The organism is Streptomyces sp. NPDC005574 (genome assembly GCF_040605435.1).
In the GTDB taxonomy this organism is placed as follows: Bacteria; Actinomycetota; Actinomycetes; order Streptomycetales; family Streptomycetaceae; genus Streptomyces.
In genome coordinates this window covers 1-3,586 of sequence record NZ_JBEXCW010000227.1, presented here as the reverse complement: position 1 = coordinate 3,586, position 3,586 = coordinate 1, and the positions used below count along the sequence as shown (strand labels likewise).

Below are 3,586 nucleotides of genomic sequence, written 5' to 3'. Positions count from 1 at the left end.
GGAGACTCCATTGCCCACCCCGCGCCTGACCGAGCTCCCGGACACCGTGCTCCGGATCATTGAGAAGGTCAGCGGCCCCGTGGTCGACGTCCAGACCGTCACCGCCGGATTGAACAGTGCCATCGCCGCTCGCGTGCGCACGTCCGAGCGGACCATGTTCGTCAAAGGCCTGCCCCTCGATCACCCGTGGGTGTGGACCCAGAAGCGAGAGGCGCAGATCGCCCCCTACCTCTGGGGCATCGCGCCGACACTGCTGTGGCACATCGAAGAAGACGGATGGAGTCTCCTCGGCTTCAAGTACGTCGAGGGCGGCCACGCCGACTACACGCCCAAATCCAGCGACCTGCCCGCGGTCATGGCCACCATGATCAAGCTGGGCGACCTGCCCGAGGTGACACGGGTCGAGTTGAAGTCCATGCCGCACCGGCTCAGGACGTACGTGGACGACGTGGCGGACCTGTCCTGGTTCGCCGGCAACAGCCTGCTGCACACCGATTGGAACCCGCACAACGTCCTCATGACGGGCAACGACGCACTGCTCGTGGACTGGGGATGGGCCTCCACCGGCGCCGCCTGGATCGACCCCGCCCTGTGGCTGCTCTGGCTCATCGCCCACGGCCACACACCCGGCCAGGCAGAGAGCGCCGCCGCCACACACCCGGCATGGGGGAAGGCCCCGCCCGCCGGCCTCGACGTGTTCGCCCTTGCCCAGCACCGGCTGTGGGACTCGATCGCCGCCCAGAGCGAAGACCCCTGGGCGAAGCCGATGCAGCACGCCACGCACGCCTGGCACAAACACCGGCAATCCCAGCCCTGACGGGCACCCACATAATTCCCCAGACCCGCCACGGCGGGGTCTCGGCATTCTCGGCGGCCCTACACACGGGTCGATGTGTCCACTTCCGCCGCAGCCAGCAGACTGGCCCAGAGTTGAGACGTCGAACACCTCCCTCCCATCGCGGCGCAGCCGTGTTCGCCTTATTCCGCGAAGGCGTCCTGGCGGTTGTGGTGCACGGCCGGGGCAGCCCAGCGCAGGAAGGCCATGCCCGGGCCGTAGCTGAGAGCCAGGCCGTCATCGGTGGTGGCGATGGCACCGGTGGGTGTGGGCAGCTGGAAGGGGGCGCATAGACGGCTGCCGGTGAGGAGATCGTGGACGGTGATCCGGCCGTCGAGGTCGGCGATGACGGCAGCAGTCTGCCCGTGGGGCAGCGTGGCGGTGGCCAGGGCGGCGATGCGTCCGATGGGAACGGTGTGCAGGAGCCGGCCGGTGGAGAGATCCCAGGTGAGTAGACGTTCATCCGCGCCGCCTGCGACAAGAAGGCTGTGCCCCTCAGCCGAGAGTCCTGTGGCGAGGATGCTGCCGTTCCTGCTGTGGGCAAGGGTGCTCAAGTGCTGGCCTGTGGGCAAGTCCCGGATCGTGATCCCGCCGTCGCGGTGGGCAGCGGCGATGACGGTCTGCCCCGAGGGGAGAACCGCGGTTGCCACTGCCGTGACGGGGGCGGGAGCAGTCGGTGAGACGTGGAGGGGCCGGTCCGTGGTGAGGTCCCAAGCGGCGACCCGCCCGTCCGCGCCACCGGTGATGAGAAGACCGCGGCCGGTGCCGCTTTCCTGGGTGCCCGACGAGGCCAGCTTCACGACCCCCATGTAGGGAAGCGTGCGCAGGTACCGGCCCGCAGCCACGTCCCACAGCACCACACGCGCGTCGCCTGCGGCGGTGACCGCGATGTCCTGGCCGTCTCCCAGTGTGGTGAGGCTGACGGCGTGGATCGATGTCGTGTGCGGCCGGGCCAGGGTGTGCAAGGGCGTGCCGGTGGCCGCGTCCCGCACGATCGCCCGCCCGTCCCTGCCGACGGAGACAGTGACAGTCCGCCCGTTGCTCAAGGTCCCGGCGGCAAGGGCGTTCACGGTGTTGAAGTGGCCCGGCGAGACGAGTCGTACGCCGCCGAACTCCAGTTGCCGGACAATGACTTGATGCTGGCTGTCGGCGGTGACAGCAACGGTCTGCCCGTCCGGCAGTCTTCCCGTCACGATCGCGTGCACCTGACCGGTGAGGAGTCCTGACGGCATGACATATTCGTGACCGGTGTCCAGGTTCCACATCAGCACACGCCCGGTGCTTCCTGCCGTGACCGCGACGGCCTGCCCATCGGAGAGGCGGTCCAGGGCCACGGCGTCCACCGTGCTCCCACGAGGGTGGACAAGGGTGTGGCGGCGTTCGCCGTTGGCAAGGTCCCAGACCACAGCGCTGTTTCCTTCAGTGGCCACGGCGGCGTCCGCGTCGGTGTCCTCAAACAGATACGCGACGTTCGGGCCAGTTTGCGGGGTGTCCTCGCGAGAGCGGCTGGAGTAGCAGGTCAGCGCCAGCCGCTGGGTGCCGGCCAGGAGATCCCACTCGATCACCTGTTTCTCGTGCCTGAGGAACGCAACGACGCGTCGCCCGTCTGGCGAGCTCGCCACATCGACCGACGAGAAGGAGCGGTCTTCCAAGACATTCAGCTGCTCGCCGGTTGTCGCGTCCCAGAGCACCGTCCGGTTGTCGCTGCCCACCGTGACGGCGATCAGTTGGCCGCCCGGCAGAACACCGGTGGCCGCACACTTGACTGCACCGGTGTGACCGGGCCACGCCTCATGGAACTTCACAATGTGCGGAGAGGGGCAGCTCCGGCACGGGGGCCTCTTCTCAGCATCGCTGCTATTGCGCATAAACCATCTTTGGTTGTCACAGAAAGCACCACCGCAGAAGGTGGTTCTCAGCAGATGTTCAGTACGCGACGGGACCGTGACGGCGCTTTCACCGACTGGATTCCAGAAGACCACGTACCCGCTGTCACTGGCGGCGACGACGATATGGCCGTCCGGCGACTGAACACTGGCCACAGCGCTGATGGGGCCGACCCCCGTACTGAGAGAACGTTGAGACTCGCCGGTTACCAGGCTCCAGACGATGAGATCACCGCCGTGGTCACCAGCGACGACGACGCCTTGTCCATTGGGCAAGGTGTCCGTGGCCAGGCTGCGGATGTTGCCGCCATGGCCCCTGAGTGTGTGGAGACGGGCGGCCGCGGTGCTGCGGGTGGTGGCCCAGCGCGGGACGGCGAAGGCAGGCTGGTGGTCGAAGAAGAGACCCGACAGGGCCTCGGCCAGCGGAAGGTCGTGCCGGGCTGCGGCGTCGAGCGCGAGGAAGTCGCGACGAGCGGCAGCAGTTTGGTTCCCGCGATGGTAGGCGGTCGTCCCCCGGTAGACATGGGCGTGCCGGATCGCGACGTTTCCGGTGACGTGGGGAAGCTGCGAGACCAGGTGGCCAGGTTCGGCATACACCAGAAACTGTGGATCTTCCACGAGTCGGCTCAACGCTTCGGCGCCGACGTCGACGGCGTGCGCGGCGGCGTGCCGTTTGACGTACGGATGGGCCACATCCCAGCGCATGCCGGCGCCTGCCGCGAGCGGGACCGTGGCGAGCAGGGCGTTGAGGAAGACGGCGGTGTGGACGATCACGTAATTCGGCTCTGTCGCTGATCTTGTGATCGGGGCTGTTGTCGGTGGTGCCTGCGATCGTGTCCCTGGTGTACTTCGCGAAGTTTCGAGG

General features: G+C 67.6%; 2 protein-coding genes. One reads left to right on the top strand and one right to left on the bottom strand.

Annotation, left to right across the window (positions count from 1 at the left end; genetic code table 11):
- On the top strand, positions 1–817 hold an 817-nt coding region (locus ABZT03_RS43395), incomplete at its 5' end, for a phosphotransferase (protein ID WP_356049723.1).
- A 161-nt stretch (positions 818–978) separates the two neighbouring features.
- Here the strand turns inward: ABZT03_RS43395 and ABZT03_RS43390 are convergent.
- Positions 979–3,495 carry a hypothetical protein gene (locus ABZT03_RS43390; protein WP_356049722.1) on the bottom strand — a complete coding sequence of 839 codons (2,517 nt, stop codon included), beginning with the start codon at positions 3,493–3,495 and terminating at the stop codon, positions 979–981.
- Positions 3,496–3,586: the final 91 nt, after the last annotated feature.